Origin of the sequence: Streptomyces sp. NPDC091972 (genome assembly GCF_044756385.1) — a bacterium.
Classification (GTDB): Bacteria; Actinomycetota; Actinomycetes; order Streptomycetales; family Streptomycetaceae; genus Streptomyces.
On record NZ_JBIVSV010000008.1, the window covers coordinates 212,399 to 235,404 of the forward strand.

The 23,006-nt window shown below is 71.5% G+C and carries 17 protein-coding genes; 11 read left to right on the forward strand and 6 right to left on the reverse strand.

Going from position 1 to position 23,006, the window contains the following annotated elements; genetic code table 11:
• Positions 1–361: 361 nt before the first annotated feature.
• From ACIQJT_RS24810 to ACIQJT_RS24845, 8 genes are all read left to right on the forward strand, one after another.
• Positions 362–4,201, forward strand: a complete 3,840-nt coding sequence (locus ACIQJT_RS24810) for a nitrate- and nitrite sensing domain-containing protein (protein WP_365460485.1) — start codon at positions 362–364, stop codon at positions 4,199–4,201.
• A 9-nt stretch (positions 4,202–4,210) separates the two neighbouring features.
• Positions 4,211–4,624, forward strand: coding sequence for a roadblock/LC7 domain-containing protein (locus ACIQJT_RS24815; protein WP_003993189.1), 414 nt, complete (start codon positions 4,211–4,213; stop codon positions 4,622–4,624).
• A gap of 110 nt (positions 4,625–4,734) precedes the next feature.
• Positions 4,735–5,133: a DUF742 domain-containing protein gene (locus ACIQJT_RS24820; protein ID WP_003973454.1), complete on the forward strand. Its 399-nt coding sequence runs from the start codon at positions 4,735–4,737 to the stop codon at positions 5,131–5,133.
• Complete coding sequence (locus ACIQJT_RS24825) at positions 5,114–5,689, forward strand: ATP/GTP-binding protein (protein WP_007384912.1); 576 nt, start codon at positions 5,114–5,116, stop codon at positions 5,687–5,689. The genes ACIQJT_RS24820 and ACIQJT_RS24825 overlap by 20 nt, the downstream gene beginning before the upstream one ends.
• 402 nt (positions 5,690–6,091) lie before the next feature.
• A complete protein-coding gene (locus ACIQJT_RS24830; protein ID WP_365460482.1) occupies positions 6,092–9,379 on the forward strand; it encodes a nitrate- and nitrite sensing domain-containing protein in 3,288 nt (1,095 codons plus the stop codon).
• A 10-nt stretch (positions 9,380–9,389) separates the two neighbouring features.
• Positions 9,390–9,803, forward strand: a complete 414-nt coding sequence (locus ACIQJT_RS24835; protein WP_004983065.1) for a roadblock/LC7 domain-containing protein — start codon at positions 9,390–9,392, stop codon at positions 9,801–9,803.
• A gap of 100 nt (positions 9,804–9,903) precedes the next feature.
• A complete protein-coding gene (locus ACIQJT_RS24840; RefSeq protein WP_365460479.1) occupies positions 9,904–10,482 on the forward strand; it encodes a DUF742 domain-containing protein in 579 nt (192 codons plus the stop codon).
• Positions 10,463–11,044: an ATP/GTP-binding protein gene (locus ACIQJT_RS24845; RefSeq protein ID WP_009314218.1), complete on the forward strand. Its 582-nt coding sequence runs from the start codon at positions 10,463–10,465 to the stop codon at positions 11,042–11,044. The genes ACIQJT_RS24840 and ACIQJT_RS24845 overlap by 20 nt, the downstream gene beginning before the upstream one ends.
• A 146-nt stretch (positions 11,045–11,190) precedes the next feature.
• Here ACIQJT_RS24845 and ACIQJT_RS24850 read toward each other — a convergent pair whose 3' ends face one another.
• The 3 genes from ACIQJT_RS24850 to ACIQJT_RS24860 all read right to left on the reverse strand — a co-directional run bounded on the left by ACIQJT_RS24850 (position 11,191) and on the right by ACIQJT_RS24860 (position 15,523).
• Entirely contained in the window at positions 11,191–11,382 is a 192-nt protein-coding gene (locus ACIQJT_RS24850) for an acyl-CoA carboxylase subunit epsilon (RefSeq protein ID WP_365460476.1), read from the reverse strand.
• 57 nt (positions 11,383–11,439) lie between these two features.
• The gene (locus ACIQJT_RS24855) at positions 11,440–13,035 is read right to left on the reverse strand and encodes an acyl-CoA carboxylase subunit beta (protein ID WP_365460473.1); all 1,596 of its coding nucleotides are present in this window, start codon (positions 13,033–13,035) and stop codon (positions 11,440–11,442) included.
• A 151-nt stretch (positions 13,036–13,186) separates the two neighbouring features.
• Complete coding sequence (locus tag ACIQJT_RS24860) at positions 13,187–15,523, reverse strand: polysaccharide lyase 8 family protein (protein WP_402646835.1); 2,337 nt, start codon at positions 15,521–15,523, stop codon at positions 13,187–13,189.
• Positions 15,524–15,657: 134 nt separating this feature from the next.
• On the opposite strand from ACIQJT_RS24860, the gene ACIQJT_RS24865 reads away from it, so the two are divergent.
• The gene (locus ACIQJT_RS24865; protein WP_402646838.1) at positions 15,658–16,212 is read left to right on the forward strand and encodes a YceI family protein; all 555 of its coding nucleotides are present in this window, start codon (positions 15,658–15,660) and stop codon (positions 16,210–16,212) included.
• 15 nt (positions 16,213–16,227) lie between these two features.
• On the opposite strand, the gene ACIQJT_RS24870 is transcribed toward ACIQJT_RS24865, so the two are convergent.
• Positions 16,228–16,413, reverse strand: a complete 186-nt coding sequence (locus ACIQJT_RS24870) for a hypothetical protein (RefSeq protein WP_402646841.1) — start codon at positions 16,411–16,413, stop codon at positions 16,228–16,230.
• A 643-nt stretch (positions 16,414–17,056) separates the two neighbouring features.
• Between ACIQJT_RS24870 and ACIQJT_RS24875 the strand changes: the two genes are divergently transcribed.
• The gene (locus ACIQJT_RS24875) at positions 17,057–17,278 is read left to right on the forward strand and encodes a hypothetical protein (protein ID WP_365460461.1); all 222 of its coding nucleotides are present in this window, start codon (positions 17,057–17,059) and stop codon (positions 17,276–17,278) included.
• Positions 17,279–17,450: 172 nt separating this feature from the next.
• Complete coding sequence (locus tag ACIQJT_RS24880; protein ID WP_365460458.1) at positions 17,451–18,233, forward strand: serine protease; 783 nt, start codon at positions 17,451–17,453, stop codon at positions 18,231–18,233.
• Between the two features lie 176 nt (positions 18,234–18,409).
• On the opposite strand, the gene ACIQJT_RS24885 is transcribed toward ACIQJT_RS24880, so the two are convergent.
• Together ACIQJT_RS24885 and ACIQJT_RS24890 are read right to left on the reverse strand one after the other, a co-directional pair.
• Positions 18,410–19,822 carry a hypothetical protein gene (locus ACIQJT_RS24885; RefSeq protein WP_402646845.1) on the reverse strand — a complete coding sequence of 471 codons (1,413 nt, stop codon included), beginning with the start codon at positions 19,820–19,822 and terminating at the stop codon, positions 18,410–18,412.
• 48 nt (positions 19,823–19,870) lie between these two features.
• The gene (locus tag ACIQJT_RS24890) at positions 19,871–22,882 is read right to left on the reverse strand and encodes a glycoside hydrolase family 3 protein (protein ID WP_402646848.1); all 3,012 of its coding nucleotides are present in this window, start codon (positions 22,880–22,882) and stop codon (positions 19,871–19,873) included.
• Positions 22,883–23,006: the final 124 nt, after the last annotated feature.

Sequence of the window (23,006 nt, forward strand, 5' to 3'; positions counted from 1 at the left end):
GCTCCTGATCATGGCGACTGGGACACTCACCCCCGCGGGGAGACTCGCGGGTTTATGTCCGTTATCACCGAGAACGCATTCCACTCCCGGTGACCCGTCCCTTACGTGGTGTCACGTAGGTCACGGTCTGACCCACGGACCTTGTTGGAGATCCTGCACTGTGCTGGAATTCCACGGACCGCCGCGGGATCGAACCGGCGCACAGGGGGCGCTGAGAAGCGCCGAGCGGCGGTGAGCAAGGGGGAGCCAGCGCCGGTCACTCACGACCACCCGGGGTGCGTATTCAGGGCGCTCCCCACAACGCCGACACCGTGCTCCGCCGTCCTGCGGAGGAGCGCCTGGTCCAGAGGTTGCGACGCTAGTGCAGGGACGTTTCAAGAGGGATGGCAGCGCTTCGGCCGAGCCGGAGCGGCACGGCGGGACTGGCCCCAATGTCGGCAGTTCCTCCGCCCAGCACGCCCAGAACCCGGGCCCGTCGGGCGACGGCGGTTCCGGCACCGCGCGCCTCGGCACGTCGGCGTCCCCGGGCCCGGCGGCCGTGCCGACGGTCAAGCCCCCGAAGGGCCCGAGCGGCCCGGGGTCGCGCATAGCCCTGCGCAACTGGCGCATCTCCACGCGCCTGGTGTCGCTGCTCGCGCTCCCCGTCGTGGCGGCCACCTCGCTGGGCGCGCTGCGCATCAACGACTCCATGGACGACATCCAGCAGCTCGACAACATGAAGCTGCTGACGGAGATGACCAAGCAGGCCACCGAGCTGGCCGCCGCCCTCCAGGAGGAGCGCGACCAGTCGGCCGGCCCGCTGGCGCACAACTCCACGGCGAGCAACATCACGGTCAAGGGCTACCGGAACAAGACGGACCGGGCCGCGACCAACTTCATCGCCGCCGCGGAGGACATCGACACCTCCAGCAAGGACGGCAACCTCCAGGGCGTCCGCGACAGCCTCGTCGGCCTGGTCCGCGACCTGGACACGCTCAGCAAGATCCGCAGCGACGCCTACGAGACCCAGGGCAACGCCACCCAGACGGTGGAGTCCTACCACCGCCTGATCACCCACCTGCTGGACCTCTCCCAGGACATGGCCGAGGCCACCAGCAACCCGGACATGATCCAGCGCACCCGCGCCCTGGCGGCCTTCTCCTCCGCCAAGGAGTACGCGTCGGTCCAGCGCGCGATCCTCGCCGCGGCCCTGCCGGCCAACAAGACGACCCTCGGCGACCTCAGCGAGAACGACCGGCTGTACGCCCAGGGCGCCCTGGAGAGCGAGGAGTCCGACCTCAACAGCTTCCGGAGCATCTACGGCGACGACGGCGCCGAGGAACTCCTCAAGCCTGTCGAGAACGGCAGCTCGACCATCGAGGCCGCGGACCAGTACGCGGGCCGTGCCTTCGGCCGCCCCGAGGGCCTCGCCGACCTGGACCGCCGCTCCTACAAGGACTGGGTCGACGACAGCTCGACCAAGATCCAGGAGATGGGCCGCATCGAGCACACGCTGCTCGAGGACATGGAGCAGAAGGCCCGCGAGCTGCGCAGCGCCACCGAGCGCGACGCGATCATCGCCGGTGCGCTGATCCTGATCGTGCTGGGTGTCTCCCTGGTCGGCGCCTTCGTCGTCGCCCGGTCCATGATCCGCTCGCTGCGCCGCCTCCAGGAGACCGCCACCAAGGTCGCCCAGGACCGTCTGCCCGAGCTGGTCAAGCAGCTCTCCGAGTCCGACCCGCAGGACGTCGACACGTCCGTGGAGTCGGTCGGTGTTCACTCCCGGGACGAGATCGGCCGCGTGGCCGCGGCCTTCGACGACGTGCACCGCGAGGCCGTCCGCCTCGCCGCCGAGCAGGCCCTCCTGCGGGGCAACGTCAACGCGATGTTCACCAACCTCTCGCGCCGCTCCCAGGGCCTCATCCAGCGTCAGCTCTCGCTCATCTCCGAACTGGAGTCCCGCGAGGCCGACCCGGACCAGCTCTCCTCGCTCTTCAAGCTCGACCACCTCGCGACGCGTATGCGCCGTAACGGTGAGAACCTCCTCGTCCTCGCGGGTGAGGAGCCCGGTCGCCGCTGGACCCGTCCGGTCCCGCTGGTCGACGTGCTCCGCGCCGCCGCGTCCGAGGTGGAGCAGTACGAGCGCATCGAGCTGGCCGCCGTGCCGACCACCGAAGTGGCCGGCCGCGTGGTCAACGACCTCGTGCACCTGCTCGCCGAGCTGCTGGAGAACGCGACCTCGTTCTCCTCGCCGCAGACCAAGGTCAAGGTCACCGGTCACGCGCTGCCCGACGGCCGCGTCCTGATCGAGATCCACGACACCGGCATCGGCCTCTCCCCCGAGGACCTCGCCGCGATCAACGAGCGGCTCGCCTCGCCGCCCACCGTGGACGTCTCCGTCTCCCGCCGCATGGGCCTGTTCGTGGTCGGCCGGCTGTCCCAGCGCCACGGCATCCGCATCCAGCTGCGCCCGTCCGACTCCGGTGGTACGACCGCGCTGGTCATGCTGCCCGTCGATGTCGCCCAGGGCGGCAAGAAGCCCCAGCCCAAGCCCGGCCAGGGTGCCCCCGGCGCCCCCGCCGCGGCCCAGGCCGCGGCCGGTGTGGCCGCGGCCCGCCGGGGCGGCAACGGCCAGGGCGGCGGCGCCCTCGGCGGTGCGCCCGGTGGTCCGGGCGGTGGCGCTCTCGGCGCCGGTGCCCCCTCGGGCGGACGGCTCAACGCCGGTCCGGGAGCGCGGGCCGCGCTGCCCGGCAGCGGTGGCCAGGGCGGTCGCCCCGGTGCGCCGGGCGGACCGCGTGGACCGCAGGGTCCGGGCGCTGCCCCGCAGGGCCGGCCCGCTCCGGCCGGTGCCGGCTTCGGCGGCCAGGCGCAGGGTGCTCCGCAGGGCCTCCAGGCCGCGGGCACGGGCGGTCCGGGCCAGGACGCCTTCAGCGCTCAGGACGCTTTCGGCGGCGGCCAGGACGCCTTCGGCGGCCGGGGCCCCGTGCCCCCGCAGTCGCAGGCCCCGAACCAGGGCCAGGCCCCCGAGCAGCAGCAGGGCCGGCGCCGTCGGCCGCAGCTGCCGGGCCGCGGTGGTGCGCGGGCCGAGCTGCCCGGTGGCAACCAGCAGCCCCGCACGCCGAGCTGGAGCGACGAGAACGCACAGCCGCCGGTGCCGCGCGCCTCTCTCGACGTCCCGCGCGGCCACGACGAGCAGGACCCCGCCGCCACCTCGCGGATGCCGCGGATCGAGGACCACCAGGGCCCGGCGAGCACCTCCGAGTTCCCCCGCCCGGACTTCGACGCCCCGCAGAACACCGGCCAGTACCCGCGACCGGGTGCGAACGGCCCGCAGGGCGACTTCCCCCGTCCGGGTGCGGTCGGCCCGCAGAACACCGGCCAGTACCCGCGGCCGGGCTCCAACGGCCCTCAGGACACCGGCGAGTTCCCGCGTCCCGGCGCCAACGACCCACAGAACACGGGGCAGTTCGTCCGCTCGGACATCTTCGGCGCTCAGCCCGCGAACAACGGCTCGCAGACCGGGCAGTTCGCGGCCCCGCAGGCGTACGACAACGGCTCGACGGGCCAGTTCCCGACGCCGGGCTACGACAACGGCTCCACCGGCCGGCACTCCCTGCCGGGCCGTCAGGACCCGTCCTCCACGGGCCAGTTCGAGCGCCCCCAGACCAACGGCGCCGACTTCGGCGCCCCGCGGCCGCCCATGCCGCCGCGGCCCCAGCAGCGGCAGGTCCGCCCGGAGCCGGAGGCGCTGCCGCCCGCGGGTCCCGGAGACGGCCGTACGCCGCTGTACGACACGTTGGAGACCAACTGGTTCCACGGCAGCCAGCAGCAGGGACAGGGGCAGCCGGCCAACGGCGGCTCCTCCCCCGCGCAGGCCCCGCGGCAGCAGCAGGCTCCGGCGGCCCCCCAGCGTCCCGCGGCCTCCGCGGCCTGGCGCAGCTCGCCGAACGACGACCTCGTCCGGCAGGCGGAGCGCGTCCGGCAGCCGGCCGCGGGCGGTGTCACCACCTCCGGTCTGCCGCGCCGGGTGCCCCGGGCGAACCTCGTCCCGGGCACGGCTCAGCAGCAACAGCACCAAAGCGGTCCTGCTGTCTCGCGTGCGCCTGACGACGTGCGCGGCCGGCTGACCAATCTCCGTCGGGGTATCGCGCAAGGTCGTCAGGTCGGCGGCAACGGCCAGACGGGCAGTTTCCCGAACCCCACTCACCAGCAGGAGCGTTAGTTGAGCCCGATGAGCCAGGCGGCACAGAACCTCAACTGGTTGATCACCAACTTCGTGGACAACACCCCAGGGGTGTCCCACACCGTCGTCGTGTCCGCCGACGGCCTTCTGCTGGCGATGTCCGAGGGCTTCCCGCGCGACCGTGCCGACCAGCTGGCGGCCGTCGCGTCGGGGCTGACCTCGCTCACGGCGGGCGCCTCCCGGATCTTCGAGGGCGGCAGCGTGGCCCAGACCGTCGTGGAGATGGAGCGGGGATTCCTCTTCCTCATGTCCGTCTCGGACGGTTCCTCGCTCGCGGTCCTCGCGCACCCGGAATGCGACATCGGCCTCGTCGGCTATGAGATGGCACTGCTCGTCGACCGTGCGGGAGCAGTGCTCACGCCGGATCTGCGAGCCGAGCTGCAAGGCAGTCTGCTCCACTGACCCGACCGGATCCACCCGTCTCACCAAATCACCGTCCGGCCGCCACAATCCCCCCACCGGCCCCACCAGACGGCTAGCCAGATCGACTTGCTGTCCCGCCCGGAGGATTCATGACCCCGCCCACCGCCTCTCATGATCCGTACGCGGAGCCGTACGAGGATGAGGGCGACCAGCCGCTGGTACGTCCGTACGCGATGACCGGCGGCCGGACCCGGCCGCGCTACCAGCTCGCCATCGAGGCCCTGATCAGCACCACGGCCGACCCGGCGGCACTGATGGGGCTCCTCCCCGAGCACCAGCGCATCTGCCACCTGTGCCGTGAGGTGAAGTCGGTCGCCGAGGTCTCGGCACTGCTCGCCATGCCGCTCGGGGTGGCCAGGATCCTCGTCGCGGACCTCGCCGAGGCCGGCCTGGTGGCCATCCACCAGCCGGGCGGCGACGAGAACAACGGCGGCGCTCCCGATGTGACGCTGCTCGAAAGGGTGCTCAGTGGACTTCGCAAGCTCTGACGCGGGGCGGGCCACCACGTCCGCGAAGATCGTGGTGGCCGGCGGCTTCGGCGTGGGCAAGACCACGTTCGTCGGCGCGGTCTCCGAGATCAACCCGCTGCGCACGGAGGCCGTGATGACGTCCGCGAGCGCGGGCATCGACGACCTCACTCACACCGGGGACAAGACCACCACCACGGTCGCCATGGACTTCGGCCGCATCACGCTCGACCAGGACCTGATCCTGTACCTCTTCGGTACGCCCGGACAGGACCGCTTCTGGTTCATGTGGGACGACCTGGTCCGCGGCGCCATCGGCGCGGTCGTCCTGGTCGACACCCGGCGCCTTGCCGACTGCTTCCCGGCCGTCGACTACTTCGAGAACAGCGGCCTGCCCTTCGTCGTGGCCCTCAACGGCTTCGACGGGCACCAGCCGTACGCTCCCGAGGAGGTGCGCGAGGCCCTTCAGATCGGGCCGGACGCACCGATCATCACGACGGACGCCCGGCACCGGTCGGACGCCAAGAGTGCCCTGATCACGCTGGTCGAGCACGCCCTCATGGCACGTCTGCGGTAACGCCCCGAGGACATGTCGATCAGCTCCCAAATCAAAAGCGTCATACGGCAGTTGTCGTAGATGTGCCGGAGCCGGCTGTGGCCTTGGACACGGTCGGCCCCGGTGTTCATAACGTTTCGGCAGAGGAATCGGGTGGTACGGCCACGCGTGGTTGCCAACCGGTCTCGCTGCGCGCACGACAGCCCCGTCATTTGACGGGGCTCGCTCTTTATGACCGTTTTATCTGGGGCTTACATCACGCGGAATCCCCGCGTACCACTGTTTGGAGGTGCGCTGGCCGTCGTGCTGGAATGCCTGAACTGCCCAATAGTCAAAGACGTACTCACTAGTCGATGACGTACTGGGCTCTGAGAGACTGCGGCACAACGTAGGTGCCGACCCCTCCGAGAGGTTGTTGGTCGAGTGAGGCGAAGCAAGAACGGTCCCGAGCCGTCGGCCCGGGGCAACTTCACCCCGCCGCCGCGCGGAGCGGCGCCCGCCCCTGTGCCCGGTCCCGAGCCGACGGCCGCTCCGCCGTCCGGCGGCGGCCGGTTCTCCCCGCGCAACTGGCGGGTGCCCACCCGGCTGAACGCGATCCTGCTCATACCCGTGATCGTCGGCCTCGTCATGGGCGGCTTCCAGGTCAAGAGCTCGATCGACACCTGGCGGGAGGCCGAGGACGCGGAGAGCACCGCGCGTCTGGTGCGGGCCGCCCTCAGCTACGCCGACGCCCTCTACAACGAGCGTGACAGCACCGCCGCCCCGCTGCTCAGCGGCCAGGGGCAGGACAACGCCACGGTCGTCGCCGCCCGCAAGAAGACCGACCAGGCCGCGGACGTCTTCGACGAGGCCGCCCAGAACATGCCGCGGAAGGCGGGCCTGGAGCGCCGCCTCAAGCTGTTCCGGGACGGCGAGGGAAGCCTCCAGACGCTGCGCGCCGGCGCCTACACCTCCTCCAAGCTGACCGGTGTGAAGACCGAGGAGGGCTACACCCAGGTCGCGCACCCGCTGACCGAGTTCGCCAACGAGCTCGGTCTCGGCACCGGAAACATCACCAGCTACGGCCGTACCGTCTACGCCATCGAGCTCACCAAGGCGGCGCTGTCGCTGCAGCGTTCCATCGGCATGCACCTGCTGATCAAGCCGGGCCCCGGGCTGAGCAGCTTCGCCAGCCAGAAGGTCGCCCTGTCCTCGTACGCGTACCTGGAGGGCATCGCCGTCGAGGAGTACGTCGGCGGTGGCACCGAGGCCGACGCGGCCAAGCTCGACACCGCGAAGAAGCAGATCCAGACGGAGGGCGCGGCGCTGGCCAAGGAGGCCGCCGCCAAGAACCCCGACTACGTCCCGCCGCCGTCCAACCCGACGGAGATGGTCGCGAGCATCGCGCAGCTCCCGTCGATGGACGAGAGCGCCCGTCAGGCGCTCGGCAAGGACGGCGTCACCGCCGAGAACTGGTGGGCGGTCAACACCCTCAAGTACAACGCCTACCGCCAGATCGAGACCGACCTCGCCGACACCGCGGTGAACGAGGCCGCGAGCATCGCCGACAGCGCCAAGCGTGACGCGTTCATCGTGGGTGCCGCCGTCGTGGTCGCCCTGCTCCTCGCGTTCATCCTGGCCGGAGCGGTCGCCCGGCAGATGTCCCGCTCGATGCGCCAGCTCCGCAACGCCGCCTTCGGCATCGCCGAGCAGCGCCTGCCGATGCTGGTCGACCAGCTCTCGCGCACCGACCCCGGACGCGTCGACACCCGGGTCGCCCCGATCCCGATCACCACCAAGGACGAGATCGGCGAGGTCGCCCGCGCCTTCGACCAGGTCCACCGCGAGGCCGTCCGGCTCGCCTCCGAGCAGGCCCTGCTGCGGGGCAACATCAACGCGATCTTCACCAACCTGTCCCGCCGCAACCAGTCGCTGATCGAGGGCCAGCTCACCCTGATCACCGACCTGGAGAACAACGAGGCGGACCCGGACCAGCTGGAGAACCTCTTCCGTCTGGACCACCTCGCGACCCGTATGCGCCGCAACGGCGAGAACCTCCTGGTCCTCGCCGGCGAGGAGCCCGGCCGCCGCTGGGACCAGCCGGTCCCGCTGGTCGACGTGCTGCGCGCCGCCTCCTCCGAGGTGGAGCAGTACGAGCGCATCGAGCTGTCCGGTGTCCCGGAGGCCGAGATCCACGGCCGCGCGGTCACCGACCTCGTGCACCTGCTCGCCGAGCTCCTGGAGAACGCCACGACGTTCTCCTCGCCGCAGACCAAGGTCCGCGTCACCGCGACCCGGCTGCCCGACGGCCGCATCATGATCGAGATCCACGACAAGGGCATCGGCCTGACCGCCGAGGACTTCGCGGACATCAACCACAAGCTGGCCAACCCGCCGACCGTGGACGCCGCGATCTCGCAGCGCATGGGTCTGTTCGTGGTCGGCCGGCTGTCCGACCGGCACGGCATCCGCGTCCAGCTCCGCCCCTCGGGCGAGCAGGCCGGCACCACCTCGCTGGTCATGCTGCCCGACGCGATCACCCACGGTGGCGGTGGCGAGCAGCAGCCCGCGGGCGACGAGTTCACCGTCTCGCAGATCATGCCGGAGCAGCAGTACCAGGGCGAGGACTTCAACAACGGTCTGCCCATGCGTACGGCCGCGGAGCTCGGCTTCGACGACAGCCGCTACTCCGAGGTCCCGGACGACATACGCGAGCTGGACCCGGTCGGCCGCTCCCTGATGCGCGAGGAGCGGCGCGCGGCCCTGGAGTCCCAGAACCAGGACCAGCCGACCGCCCTGCAGGGCCCTGAGCCGTCGTACGGCGACGGGTTCGACGCCTCCCCCGGCGCCCAGCAGAACGGCTACGACAACGGTCGCAACGGCTACCCCGAGCAGCAGCCGGCCTCGTACGACCAGCAGACGCCGTACGAGGAGACGCAGCAGGCTCCGTACGGAGAGCAGCGGCAGACGGCGTACGAGGAGCCGAACCGTCCTGCGTACGAGGAGCCGTACTTCGCGCAGAACGGCGGCCTGCCGCAGAACGACACGTTCTCGCAGGGCGGCGGCTACCCGGAGCCCTCCTATGCGGAGCCCGTCCAGGAGGAGCCCGCGGCGGTGCACGCCGCCGCCCCGGAGACCTTCTCGGGCTTCGAGGAGCGCCGCTACCAGGATGACTGGCCGCAGTCGGACGGTTACCGGGGCGGCTACCCGGACCAGTACGCTCCGGAAGCGGAATCCGTACAGGCCGCTGACGTGAGTGAGCGTGACCGCGTAGGCTTCGACCGTCCGGGGCCGGCCCCCGCCTCCGTGGGTCACGAGCTGACCGACGCCGGGCTCCCCCGCCGTGGCTCCACCGGGAGCGCCGCGAACGGCTCGAACGGCACGCGGAACGCGAACCAGGAGCCGTCGGCATCGGCGCCCGAGAGCAACGGCGGCGGCGACGTGTGGCGTTCGGCCAACGACGCGCGGTGGCAGCAGGCCTCCCAGCTCCGGAAGCCCAAGGCGGGCGGGGTCACCTCCTCCGGTCTGCCGCGGCGGGTCCCCAAGGCCAACCTGGTCGAGGGAGCCGCCGAAGCCACCCACCAGGGAGGCCCACAGGTCTCCCGCGCCCCCGAGGACGTCCGGGGCAGGCTGAGCAACCTGCGCCGCGGTGTCCAGCGGGGCCGCAACGCAGGCAGTGAAACGAACGGCCAGGGCTTCGGTCCTGACAGCACCTACAACCAGGAGCGTTAGTGTGAGCCCGATGAGCCAGGCGGCGCAGAACCTGAACTGGTTGATCACCAACTTCGTGGACAACACCCCGGGGGTGTCCCACACGGTGGTGGTCTCCGCCGACGGACTCCTTCTGGCGATGTCCGAAGGCTTTCCTCGCGACCGTGCCGACCAGTTGGCGGCCGTCGCCTCCGGTCTGACCTCGCTGACCGCGGGTGCTTCGCGGATCTTCGAGGGCGGCAGCGTGAACCAGACCGTTGTGGAGATGGAGCGGGGATTCCTGTTCATCATGTCCATCTCCGACGGTTCGTCGCTCGCGGTTCTCGCACATCCGGAGGCGGACATCGGCCTCATCGGGTACGAGATGGCTCTCCTGGTGGACCGTGCCGGTACGGTTCTGACGCCCGATCTGCGTGCGGAGCTCCAGGGCAGCCTGCTCAACTGACAGACAGACGGTGCGTTTTGGCGTCCCGGGGCCGTAAGGTTTCGGGACGCGGCTCCACACAGAGTGATGGGTGCCTGGCACAGTCGGAGGAGGAGAGAAAGTGGCAACACCCCCAGGTGGTTCATCTGGCAATTGGTCGTACGGCCCTGGCCAGGGTCAGAACGACGGTTCCCAGAACCCGAACCGCTACAACTTCCCCTCCGCACCGAGCCAGCGGCCGCAGCAGCCGTACACGCCCCAGGGCCCCGGGCCGTCGCCGTACGACCAGCCGCCGGCCCCGCGCATCCAGCCCGTGCAGCCGCAGCGGCGCTCCGAGCCGGCGCCCGCCGGGGCGTCGAACAACCCCTTGGTGCGTCCGTACGCCATGACCGGCGGCCGGACTCGCCCGCGCTACCAGCTCGCCATCGAGGCGCTGGTGCACACCACCGCGCAGCCGCACCAGATGCAGGGCCAGTTGCCCGAGCATCAGCGGATCTGCAACCTCTGCCGTGAGATCAAGTCGGTGGCCGAGATCTCGGCACTCCTGACGATCCCTCTCGGCGTGGCCAGGATCCTCGTCGCCGACTTGGCGGAGGCGGGCCTGGTCGCCATCCATCAGCCCGGCGGCGACGAGAGCGCCGGCGGCCAGCCAGACGTGACACTGCTCGAAAGGGTGCTCAGTGGACTTCGCAAGCTCTAGCGGAGGGCCTTCCCGCTCCACCACGTCCGCGAAGATCGTGGTGGCTGGCGGCTTCGGCGTGGGCAAGACCACGTTCGTCGGCGCCGTCTCGGAGATCAACCCGCTGCGCACAGAGGCCGTGATGACGTCCGCGTCGGCCGGCATCGACGACCTCACCCACACCGGGGACAAGACGACCACCACGGTCGCCATGGACTTCGGCCGCATCACCCTGGACCAGGACCTGATCCTGTACCTCTTCGGTACGCCCGGACAGGACCGCTTCTGGTTCATGTGGGACGACCTGGTCCGCGGCGCCATCGGTGCGATCGTCCTCGTCGACACGAGGCGCCTTGCCGACTGCTTCCCGGCCGTCGACTACTTCGAGAACTCGGGGCTTCCTTTTGTGATCGCCCTCAACGGCTTCGACGGCCAGCAGCCGTACAACCCGGACGAGGTGCGGGAAGCGCTGCAGATCGGGCCGGACACTCCGATCATCACGACGGACGCGCGGCATCGGGCGGATGCGAAGTCTGCGCTGATCACTCTCGTGGAGCACGCGCTCATGGCTCGCTTGCGGTAATCGGTGTGCGGCTGCTGGGCTGCCCCGGGCGGTTGTACGCCGTCTGCGGGCAGCCCGTGGCTTGTCGCGCAGTTCCCCGCGCCCCTGAACAACGCCTGGGGCCCCCTCTCTTGCGAGAGGGGGCCCCAGGCGTTGTGTGTCCGGGCTCAGTGCCAGCTGTGCGGGGCGCGGAAGCCGCCCTCGCGCTCCAGGCGGCGCCAGCCGGCCTTGGGGCGGCCTCGGTGGGTCGGGACGGACGACGGGGCGGCCGCCGCGCGAGCCAGGAGGATCGCCGTGATGGCGGCGACTTCCTCGGGCTCGGCGTGGCCCTTCTCGACGCGGATGTCAGGGGTGCTCATAGGTCACAGTCTCCGTGAGAGAGGTTTCCGCGAGGGTGTCGCGGAGGGTCCGCGGGGTTACTGCGGGGGGTTGCCGTGCTTGCGGGAGGGCAGGTCGGCGTGCTTCGACTGGAGCATCGCCAGGGACCGGATCAGGACCTCGCGGGTCTCCGCCGGGTCGATCACGTCGTCCACCAGGCCACGCTCCGCCGCGTAGTACGGGTGCATGAGCTCGGACTTGTACTCCTTGACCATGCGGGCCCGCATGGCCTCGGGGTCCTCGGCCTCGGCGATCTGGCGCCGGAAGATGACGTTGGCGGCACCTTCGGCACCCATCACCGCGATCTCGTTCGTCGGCCAGGCGTAGGTGAGGTCCGCGCCGATGGACTGGCTGTCCATGACGATGTAGGCGCCTCCGTAGGCCTTGCGCAGGATCAGGGAGATCCTCGGCACGGTGGCGTTGCAGTAGGCGTACAGCAGCTTCGCGCCGTGCCGGATGATTCCGCCGTGCTCCTGGTCGACGCCCGGGAGGAACCCGGGGACGTCCAGGAAAGTGACGATCGGGATGTTAAAAGCGTCACACATCTGGACAAAGCGCGCAGCTTTTTCCGATGCCTCGATGTCCAGGACACCGGCGAGCGTCGAGGGCTGGTTGGCCACGATGCCCACCACCTGGCCGTCGAGACGGGCCAGCGCGCAGATGATGTTGCGGGCCCAGCGCTCGTGGACCTCCAGGTAGTCGCCGTCGTCGACGATCTCCTCGATGACCTTGGCCATGTCGTACGGCCGGTTGCCGTCCGCGGGCACCAGGTCGAGGAGCACCTCGCCGCGCCGGTCGGCCGCGTCGGAGGACTCCACGCGCGGCGGGTTCTCCCGGTTGTTCTGCGGGAGCATCGACAGCAGGTAGCGCACCTCGGCGAGGCACGTCTCCTCGTCGTCGTAGGCGAAGTGGCAGACCCCGGAGGTCTCGGCGTGCACGTCCGCGCCGCCGAGGCCGTTCTGGGTGATCTCCTCGCCGGTGACCGCCTTCACGACGTCCGGTCCCGTGATGAACATCTGGGACGTCTCGCGGACCATGAAGACGAAGTCGGTGAGGGCGGGGCTGTAGGCCGCGCCGCCGGCGCACGGGCCGAGCATCACCGAGATCTGCGGGATGACACCCGAGGCCTTGGTGTTGCGCTGGAAGATGCCGCCGTAGCCGGCGAGGGCGCTGACGCCCTCCTGGATACGGGCGCCCGCGCCGTCGTTCAGCGACACCAGGGGCGCGCCGGCCGCGATGGCCATGTCCATGATCTTGTGGATCTTCGTGGCGTGGGCCTCGCCCAGCGCGCCGCCGAAGATGCGGAAGTCGTGGGCGTAGACGAAGACCGTACGGCCCTCCACGGTGCCCCAGCCGGTGATGACACCGTCGGTGTACGGCTTCTTGGCCTCCAGGCCGAACCCTGTCGCCCGGTGCCGGCGGAGCTGCTCGACCTCCTGGAAGGAACCCGCGTCGAGGAGCAGCTCGATGCGCTCCCGCGCGGTCAGCTTGCCCTTGGCGTGCTGCGCCTCGGTCGCCTTCTCGCTGGGGCCGGCCAGGGCCGTCGCACGGATCTCGTGCAGCTCGGCGACCCGCCCGCGCGCGTCCGTCGGCTCGCCCGTCGACTCACTCGGCGCCTCATCCAAAACGGTCATGTAGCGACCTTACGAAGACCCGCGAGAAAAGCGAGCCGTCGACTCCTCACAGTCTCCGGCCCGTTTTCCTGGTGCGACCGAACAGAACCCTGGAACCATGCAGGCGTTCCGACTGCTCAGGGGGCCTGCCCCTTGTAGGGGTCGCACAAAGTCAGAGCGTGAGAGCCACCTCACATTCGTGAGAAGCGCATGCCATCCCCGGAGTGACACGCAGGTGCAGCAGGCGGCCGGTGGCGAGCACCTCGACCGTGTCGTCGGCCCGCAGGACCGAGCGCACGGGCCGGTTCCAGACGATCTCCAGCGGTTCGCCCGAACGGGGTGGCTCGCTCACGCAGAGGGTAGCGGTACGACCGGTGCGGCGGACCAGCACGCTCGCCCCCGCCGACGCGGTGAGCGGGCCCGCCGTGCCGGCCCGCCAGAAGTTCGCGGCGGTCAGGCCCCGGCGGTCGACGTGGACCGCCTGGCACGCGCTGTCGTTGGCGAGGACCGACAGCCAGCGGTGGTCGGCGGCGCGGGCGGCGACCGTGCGGCGGGAGGCCCCGGGCATCAGGACGTAGGCGTACGAGGCGTCCACGGGGTCGGTGCCGTGGTCGAGCCAAAGGGTCTGCCAGCGCCGGGTGCGCCGCTCGGTGGTACCGGAGGTGTTGATGTCGGACCAGGCGCCGGTGCGGTCCTCGCGCAGGGCGCGCAGGCCGTCGGAGACGAGCCAGCCTCCGTGCCCCTCCAGATGCGCCCAGCCCCGCCCTCGTACGAACGCCTGGGTGCCGCCCTCCCCCAGGTTGCGGTTGTCGACGACCGTCTCGACCGGGACGCCGTCGGCGCAGGTGATGCCGGCACCGAGGCAGATCACCGCGTCCGCGACGCAGAACCACGACTTGCGTGCCTGGAGCGTCGACTCCAGCCCCTTGAGGTGCTGGCCGATCGCCGCGTACTCGCCGTCGGTGGTGCCGCCGACCCAGCGGACGTCCGGCTTGGGCTCGCCCCATTCACCCCCGGCCCGGTCGGGAAGCCGTCTGGTGGAGACGGTCGTGCCCGGGAGGCGGTACCAGTCGACGGTGGGCCAGTACCAGTCGGTGTACTGGCCCGAGTCGGCGGCCCACCAGGAGAGCATTCCGGCGCCGGTGTGCCAGCCGCGCGGGTTCTCGCCGTTGCCGCATTCGTAGGCGGCGATCCGGTCGCTCGCCATGGCGATGTTCGCGACGAACCCGGGGCGGCGGTGGACGGCCCTGTCCATGGCGGCGAAGAGGGTGTGCCCGACGGGCTCGGGGGCGGGCGGGACGGGGGACGCGGCCACCGCGTGCAGCCGGGCGAGGTCGGCCACCCCGAACTGGCGTGCCGTCAGGATCGGCGCCACGGTGTCCCGTTCGATCCAGCCCTTGACCAGGCCGTGCCAGCGGGTTCGCTGCGCCTCGCCCGCCCCGTCCGCGAGCAGGGCGACGGCGGCGATGATCCCCTGGCCGTGGTAGTGGTCGCCGCGCAGCACCTGGCGCTCGTCGCCCTTGAGGTGCCCCCGGCTGATGGCGCGGCCGTTGACGCTGTCCATCACCAGCCCGTCGTGGATCAGCGGGGCGTAGGCGCGCTCGACGCTGTCGAGGACGGTCTGCCGGTTCGGGTCGGTCACCTCCCACGCGGAGCCGGCGAGCAGGGCGAAGAGGCGGCCGAGGCCGTCGAGCAGGACCTGGCCGTAGGTGCCGGAGTAGGCGACCCAGGTGTGCTGGACGAACGAGCCGTCGGCGTAGAGGCCGTCGCCCTTCGTGACGTACGGGAAGACCGGCGAGAGGGCGTCGCGGGCGAGGGCGATCCGGTCGGGGGCCCGGCCGAGGACGCCGCGCAGGGCGACGGATCGGCACAGGTCGACGCGGTTGGCGCCGGTGGAGGTGCCGGAGTAGTCGGTGAGCATGGTGTCGGGGATGAAGTGGTCGACGGCGGCGCAGGCCGCGGCCCGCTGGGCGTCCGTGAGGTGGTCGTGGAGGGCGGCCGTGACGTCCATGAGGAGCCGGGGGCTGCCGATCTGCCATTCCCACCAGTTGCCGTAGCGGGCGGTCGTGGGGTTGTAGACGGTGGCGGAGAGGTGGTCGAGGCCCCGGAGGACGTCCGCGAGGAGGGTCTCGTCGCCGGTCGAACCGGTCCCCTGCTGGACGTACGCCTGGGTCATGGTCCACAGGCGGCTGTAGCTGCGGGTGATGCCGGACGGGGGGTCGTAGGGCAGGCCGGGCCAGAGGGAGGTGGGTGCGGGGGCCATGGAGGCGCGGTGGCCGCGGGCGAGTTCGCCGGTCTCGGCGAGGCGGGAGGCGTAGGGCTCGGCCGCAGGGTCGTAACCGGTGCCGAGGGCGATGTCGAGCCAGCGTCGGCGGAGGGTGTCGTAGGGGTCGGCCGTCGCGGCGCGGGCGGGCGGGGTGGCGGTGGCCGTGGCGGTGGCCAGGAGTGCCGCCGCGAGTAAGACGGCTCTGCGGGTGGGCCGTGCGGGGTCTCTGCGCTGCGGGTTCATACAGGGCCGTCTACCACCGCGGGGGGATCACGCCAACACCGTGCGGATGATGTTGAAACTTGTATGGAATAGGTCTACGGTCGTTCGCGTTGACTGGTTCAACGTTCAACATCCTCATTCAAGGGAGCTCCGTCATGGCGAACACCGACCTGACCGCACTGACCGGCGACTACACGATCGACGCCGCCCACTCCACCATCGGCTTCACCGTGCGGCACGCCATGGTCACCAACGTCAAGGGCAAGTTCAACGACTTCAGCGGCTGGCTGCACCTGGACGGCGGCGACCCGTCCGCGTCGACGGCCACCATCGACGTCAAGATGGACAGCATCGACACCGGCTCCGAGGACCGCGACGGGCACCTCAAGAGCGCGGACTTCTTCAAGATCGAGGAGTTCCCGACGATGACCTTCCGCTCCACCAAGGCGGAGGCGCTCGGCGACGAGGACTACCGCATCACCGGTGACCTGACCATCCTCGGCACCACCAAGCCGCTCACCATCGACCTCGAGTTCAACGGCGCCGCCAAGGACCCCTTCGGCAACGAGCGCGTGGGCTTCGAGGGCAAGGCCGAGATCAAGCGCTCCGAGTGGGGCCTGACCTGGAACGCGGCCCTGGAGACCGGTGGCGTCCTGATCTCCGACAAGATCAAGCTCAACTTCGACATCTCCGCGATCCGCAACGCGTGACCTTGTCGCCGCGGCTCAGCAGGTGCGCCGGTACGGGACATCCGGCAGGTACGTCTTCCGGACGGCCTCGGACGGGCCCGAACCGGCGCGCTCGCAGACCTCGCTGAGCAGTTGCAGCGGCTCCAGGTCGTACCGCTGGACGGGGACGTGGACGCCGGAGGCGTAGAGCGTGCCGTCGGCGCCGAACGCCAGGGCGCGCATCTCGTCGCCCGGTGACCATGCCGGCTCCGCCGGTCCGCAGGGCCGGGCCCACGCCCTCCGAGCCGGAGGTGACGACGTCACCGGGCCGGCCGCTGCGCACGGTCTTCATCGCGGGGGAACCGTCCTGGGCGGCGCACGGCCACGGTGGCCCGGGCGCGCCGGGCTCCGAGGTCCCACACCGTGACGTCCGGTCCTCCCCTCTCCCCCGGGTCATCCGGGACACGGCCGCGTCGGCGGCTCGTGAAACACCCGCCCTGTGCGGGTGTCCAGCACCTGCACGCGCGGCTCGCCGCCCTTGCTGATACGGCCGCCCCGTACCGAGCCGGTGGCTCGGTCTACGCGGACCGGGGTGGCCTGCGTGGCCGGCCGTGACCCTGGCCTGACGGATCGGCAATCCCGTGCTCAGGCAGGCCCGTTCCGGGTCGGCTATCGGTCGCCGTGGCGGTGAGCGCGGGGCCCGTGGCGGTGGTGCCGGCGGTCGCGGCCCGAATCGGCGTGCGCTGCGGGGCCGTTGACCCGCATCATGGGCCGTATGACCCACGCTCCCGACTGGATCACCGTCGTGTCGTACGAGAACGTCCCCGGCCGTCCGGCCCCTCTGGCCGCCGTGCGGGCTTGACTGCGGGAGCGCGGGATCGACTGGATGCCCTTCGTCGTCGAGCGCGAGGTGCGGTTCGGTCTCGCGTGCGGGCCCGGGGAGGACGGGCGATGGCGGGGGTGGTTCCGGGTTGAGGTGGCCGCGGAGGCGTTGTGGCGGCTCGGACTGCACCCGGATCAGCCGTCCTCCGCGGTCGCCGGGCCCCCGCCCCCGGGGTGGTGGCGTGCCGCCGGGGAGCGCTACGCCCTGAGCCGTCGGGCGCACTGAGCCGCACCGCGGCCGGGTGTGGCCGGATCGCACCCCTTGTGCGGGGGTTCACAGGATTCTCATAATCCATCAACAGATTTGACCGGCCCATGTCAGGAATGTGGGCGGAACTTTGATGCCCGGACTTGGCATGGACTCGTCATAGTCACCCCCACCTGGAAGAGGCATCCCCTTGAAGAACCTCCTCACGGCCGTCAAGAGATGTCTGGCGGTCGCGGCCGCCGCGCTCGCGATCGCCAGCCTCCAGCCCGTGTCGGCCGCCCAGGCCGCGCCCGCGCCCGTCGTCGGCGGCACCCGTGCCGCGCAGGGCGAGTTCCCGTTCATGGTGCGGCTGTCCATGGGGTGCGGCGGGGCGCTGTACACCCAGCAGATCGTGCTCACCGCCGCGCACTGCGTCAGCCGGACTGGCGCGAACACCGGCATCACCGCGACCGCCGGGGTCGTGGACCTCCAGTCCGGCACCGGGCGGGTGCAGGTGAGGTCGACGTACGTCTACCGGGCGCCTGGCTACAACGGCGACGGCAAGGACTGGGCGCTCATCAAGCTCGCGGCCCCGATCAACCTGCCCACGCTGAAGATCGCGACGACGACCCAGTACAACACCGGGACCTTCACGGTCGCCGGGTGGGGCGCGGCCACCGAGGGCGGGGCCCAGCAGCGGTACCTGCTGAAGGCCACCGTGCCGTTCGTGAGCGACGCGACCTGCCGGGGATACAGCGGGTACAGCGGGCTCATCGCCGACGAGGAGATCTGCGCGGGGTACACCTCGGGTGGCGTCGACACCTGTCAGGGGGACTCCGGCGGGCCGATGTTCCGGCGGGACTCGGCGAACGCGTGGGTCCAGGTGGGCATCGTGAGCTGGGGCATAGGCTGCGCCCGGCCCAACGCGCCCGGTGTCTACACGGAGGTGTCCACCTTCGCCTCCGCGATCGCTTCGGCGGCGGCCTCGCTGTGAGGTGACGGGGTTTCAGGGTTCAGTACGGTGTTCCGCGGGTCCGGTGCGGTGTGGGCCGGGCCTGCGGTTCCCGCCCCCGCCGCCCCTGCCCGTCCCGTCCCCAGGGGGCGCTGCGCCCGGACCCCCGCTCCTCGAACGCCGGAGGGGCTGAGATGGAACGTCGGAGGCGGTGACCCTCAGAAGCCGCCCCCGCCGAAATCGCCACCCCCGCCGAAGTCCCCGCCGCCTCCGAAGTCCCCGCCACCGCCGAAGTCCCCTCCGCCCCCGAAGTCGCCGAAGTCGCCGGAGTCGAAGTCCGAGCCGGACAGGTCGCCGCCCTCGTAGCCGCCGCCGAAGTCGCCGTAACCGGAGCCGTAGTCGGCCGCGTAGGCGGGCGTGGCCATCATGCTGCCGAGGACCGTGCCGACCAGCAGGCCGGGCAGCAGGCCGCCGCCGAAGTAGCCGCCGGCCCAGGGGCCGTAGGCCGGGCCCGCGTCCCAGTAGGGGCGGCGGCCCTGGTCGGTGTCGACCTCGCGCATCACCGGGTCGCGGCCGTCGGCCAGCCGGGTGGCGTCCGCGGCGCAGACCGGGACCTCGCGCGGGGCGCCGCCCGGCGGCGTCCAGGTGGCGTCGGTGACGGAGGGACCGTGACGGGGGTCGAAGAAGCAGGGGACCCGGCGCTCGGGCAGCGGCCGGCCCTCCCGGCGCGCGGCGAGCTGGGCCAGGGAGAAGCGGCCGTCCTCCACGGCCTGGGTGACCGCCCGCACGTCCTCGGGCCGGGTGGCCGCGGCCATCAACGACTTCGCCTGCTCGTACGCGTCCAGCGCCCGCTCGTAGTCGGCGCGCATGGCGTCGTCGGCGCCGGCCTCGGCGGGGTGGAAGTCCAGCCGGTCCAGTTCCTCGCCGAACGCCGTGATGTCCTCGTCCACGACGACCCGCAGCTTCTCCAGCGCGGCCCGCTGCTCCTCCGCGTGCCGGCGCCGGTTGCGCCGCACCAGCGTGTACGCGCCCGCGCCACCGGCCACGAGCACCGCGCCGACGGTGAGCAGGGCCGTGCTCGACACCCCGCCGCCGTCGTCCGCGGAGCGCCAGGTCGAGGGGGCGGAGCCGCCCATGTTGGTGACCGCGGCGGCGGTGAAGTCGGTCAACTGGGTGCGGGTGTCCTCGCCCGCGACGGTGGTCACGAGGTTCCGCACGGCCGTGGCGGGCAGGACCGAGGAGTCGGCGCGGGCGTCGAAGGCGTCGCCGAGCCGGACCGCGTAGACGCCGGTGATGCCGGTCGCCGTGCGCAGCTTGGTGAACAGGTCCTGCCTCGGGTAGTCGGCGGGCAGCACCGCGACGAACAGCGGCTTGTCCGCCTTCGTGATCCGGTCCGCCAGGGCGTCCGCGTCCTTGGCGGACAGCTGGGCCGCGGCGGCCGGATCGACGTAGACCGGGCTCTCGCGGAGGGCCCGGCCGATCTCCGAGACGCTGGTGGCGGCCGGGGCGGCCGGGGCGGCCGACGCGGGCGGGGCGGCCCCCGCCAGGGCGGCCAGCGCCATGAGCACCAGGGCGAACAGCAGCCCCGGAAGGCTTCGGGTCCGTACTACGGCCTGCGCGGTGGCCTTCATACTTCGACGCTACCCGAAGCCTCCCGAAAGAGACCTGCCCGGCCGCCCTCAGGCCGCCCGGTACGCCTCCGTCAGCTTCCGCACCGCCTCTCCGTAGCGTCCGGTCGCGAGGAGGTGGTCGGCGTCGGCGAAGGGCGCGGCGAAGGCGGCGGTGATCCGCCCGTCCGCCTTCCGCTGGACGATCAGCCGGGCCTTCTCGACCAGGGCGCGGCCCCTGCCGTCGGCACCGGCCCGCTCGGCGGCCCCGGCCGCGACCGCAAGCGCCCGGAGCGTGGCCGCCCCGCCCCGCGGAACCTCGGTGAGGGTGGTCAGGCCCCAGCCGTACGGGAACTGCGGGTCGTACGTCGGGTCGCCCACGTTGATCGGCAGCTGGGCCTCGGACCTCGGCCAGGTGACGGGGAGCCGGCCGGTGAAGGGGCGCCTGCCGTACAGGACGTCCGCGACGCCGTCGCCCTCGGTCCCCGGCAGCCAGGAGGCGACCAGGGCGTCGATGTCGTCGAGCCGGTCGCCGATCAGCTGCGGCCGTCCGGAGACGATCAGCACCGCGCACTTCATGGCCCCGCACACCTTGTCGACGGCGGCCCGGTCGGCGGCGGACAGCTCCAGGTCGTGGCCGTTGCCGACGTCCCCGACGCCCTCGGCGTACGGGGTCTCGCCGACGACGACCACACCGACGTCGTGGCCGGCGGTCGGGGCGGAGGCGTCCTGGGAGTACGTCAGCGCGGCGGAGTTCTTCCGCATCGCCTCCAGGATCGTCGTGCCGGGGGTGATGTCACCGGAGGAGCCCTGCCAGGTGACGGTCCAGCCGCCGCTCTGGTTGCCGATGTCGTCGGCGTTCGATCCGGCGACGTACACCCTCTGCGACTTCCTCAGCGGGAGCACGCCCCCGGCGTTCTTCAGCAGCACCTGCGAGGCGGCGGCGGCCTCCCGGGCCACGGCCCGGTGGCCCGCGGAGCCGATCCTCGAGGCGCCGCTCGTGTCGGCGTACGGCTTCTCGAAGAGCCCGAGCCGGAACTTCTGCGTGAGGATGCGGGAGACGGCGTCGTCGATCCGCCGCTCGCTGACGCGCCCGGCCCGCACCTCCGCGACGAGCGCGCTGCGGAAGTCCTTGTAGGCGTACGGCGCCATGACCATGTCGACACCGGCGTTGACGGAGGTCCGGACATCCGAGGCGTAGTCGCCGGGGATCTGGTCGATGCCGTTCCAGTCGCTGATGACGAACCCGTCGAAGCCGAGCCTGCCCTTGAGGACCCCGTTGATCATGTCGGCGCGGGCGTGCATCTTCACCGGGCCCAGGCCGTCGCCGACGATGTCGAGCGAGGAGTACGACGGCATGACCGTGCCGACGCCCCGGTCCACGGCCGTCCTGTAGGGGGCGAGGTGGACCGCCTCCAGCTGCTTGCGGGTGACCGTGGTGACGCCCTGGTCGATGGTGTAGGTGCCGGTGGTGGAGGAGCCGTACGCGGTGCCGCCGTCGCCGACGAAGTGCTTGGCGGTGGCGAGGACCCTGTCGTCGTCCTTCAGGTCGCGTCCGTCGCGGGCGCCCTGGAGGCCCTGGATGACGGTCTCCATGGACTCGACGAGGGCCGGGTCCTCGCCGAAGGACTCGTAGGAGCGGCCCCAGCGTTCGTCACGGGTGACGCAGAGGCAGGGCGCGAAGTCCCAGGGGACGCCGGTGGCCCGGACCTCGGCGGCGGTCACGGCCCCGGTCCGCTCGGCGAGCCGGGGATCGCGGGTCGCCCCGATGCCGATGTTGTGCGGCATGACCGTGGCGCCGACCAGGTTGTTGTGGCCGTGCACGGCGTCGACGCCGTAGATGAGCGGGATCTGGAACCGGGTCGCCTGTGCCCGGAGCTGGAAGGAGTCGATCATCCTCGCCCACGCCTCGGGGGTGTTGGGCGTGGGGGTCGAGCCGCCGCCGGAGAGCAGCGAGCCGAGGTCCTCGGCGGTGATGTCGGCCCCGGTCCCGACGGCTCCGCGCTCGGCCTGGGTCATCTGGCCGGCCTTCTCCGCGAGGGACATGCGGGAGAGGAGGTCCGCGACCCGCTTGCGCACCGGGAGCTCGGCGTTGAGATACGGCAGCCCGCGCGCGTCGATCACGACCTGCGGGGTCTCGGCGGGGGCCTTGGCGCCGGTCACGGTGAGCCCGAGCGGGACGGTCTCGGCGGTCTCGGCGGCCGCCTTGTCCTTGAGCGTGTGGACCCGGACGGTCCGGGTGGTGCCGGAGGCGGTGCCCGCCGGGAAGGTCAACTCGCCCTTGACAGGCGTGTAGTCGGAGGTCGAGGCGGTGCCGCCGGCCGTCTCGTAGGCGACGGTCACGGGCTCGTCGATCGGTGCGGATCCGGTGGTGGCGACGGTGACCTTCACGGTGGCGGTGCCGCCCTCGTGGACCGGGTACACGGCGGAGTCGGTGAGCACCGAGGCGCGCAGCGACTGGTCGGCCTTCCCGTACAACTCGACGCCGTCCAGGGCGAACCGGCCCGGAGCGCCGGCGGGCAGGGTGAGGGCGTAGCCCCACATCTGCGTCAGTCCGAGGACGTGGTCGATGCCGCCGACGGGCTGGTAGTCGGTGCGGTACACGAAGTCCGTGAACGGGATCTCGATCTGCTTCCAGCCGGAGAAGTCGTCGGTGAAGGACGTCGTCCACAGCTCGGAGGCCTCGCCGTTGGCGCCGCCGTCCTTGAGTTCGAGGGCGATCTTCCTGCCGTTGTCCTGCCCCTCCCACCACAGGCGGATGCCCTTGTGGGCGGACCAGTCGTGGGCGGGCTCGGCGAAGGCGAAGTCGTGCGTGAAGCCGCCGTAGCCGCTGATGTCGTAGGTGCCGGAGAGGACCTGGTCCCCCTCGGGGGCGTCGTCCCGCTTGCTCAGCGCGAGAGTCGGCGGGTCGTCGGTGTCGCCGCCCCAGGTGAAGATGCCGCCCGCGGGCGGGTTCGCGAAGGGCACCTCGCCCTCGAAGCGGTCGACGGGGACCGGGGGCGGATCGTCGGCGGCCCGGGCGACGGCCAGGGGCAGCAGGGAGGTGAGCAGGGCGGCGGAGACGAGCAGGGCGGTTCTTCGCATGGACCTTCCCTCGGCTCTCAGGATTCACTCAGGACTTACCTCACGGCGTGAGTGAACTGAGGGCACGCGGGTCCGTCAAGACACCCGTCGGCCATGAGCCCTCGGCGAGGCCGGCGAGTTCGCC